Here is a 510-nt window from a genome sequence, read left to right on the forward strand (position 1 = left end):
AGCGGGCAACGGCACCCGACACCGTGACATCGCGCGAGGACGAGGAGACCAGATTGACCAGAACATCGGGCTCGACGGCCTTGTTCTTGAGGGCGGATTTGATGGTTTCGCGCACCTGCTCAAGGGTCTTGCCCACCAGCCGCACGGTTCCAACATAGGGAATGGAGGCCATGCCATTGGGCTGAACCACGATGTCGATGCTTGCCTGCTTGGAGTTTTCGGTCGAGAACAAGCCGTCGGCACTGGCCTCAAAAATCGTCACCTTGAGAGCATCGCCAACGCCAATCACCGGCACACCGGTGGAGCCACTGACCTTGAAGCGTCTTTGCAGCTTTCTGGCCTGGAAGGCATGGATGACATTGGCCATTCTGGCATCAACGTCGATCAGCTCAAACACTTCTGCACTGGCACGGCTCTGCTGGGCAGCGGAGCGTCCGGCTTCTCCAACAATATCACTTGCGAGGGGGCCATCCGCGGGCACCATTTGACAGCCCGATAACGCTACGCAGG

At 59.0% G+C, this 510-nt stretch carries 1 protein-coding gene; it reads right to left on the reverse strand.

Annotated elements, in window-relative coordinates; all coding sequences use genetic code 11:
• Positions 1–484 (reverse strand): polysaccharide biosynthesis/export family protein (locus tag E6C51_RS19995; protein WP_230987508.1); only part of this gene is annotated, 484 nt, incomplete at its 3' end.
• Between the last annotated feature and the right edge of the window lie 26 nt (positions 485–510).

Source organism: Gillisella terrae, from assembly GCF_004801395.1.
GTDB lineage: Bacteria > Pseudomonadota > Alphaproteobacteria > Rhizobiales > Rhizobiaceae > Allorhizobium > Allorhizobium terrae.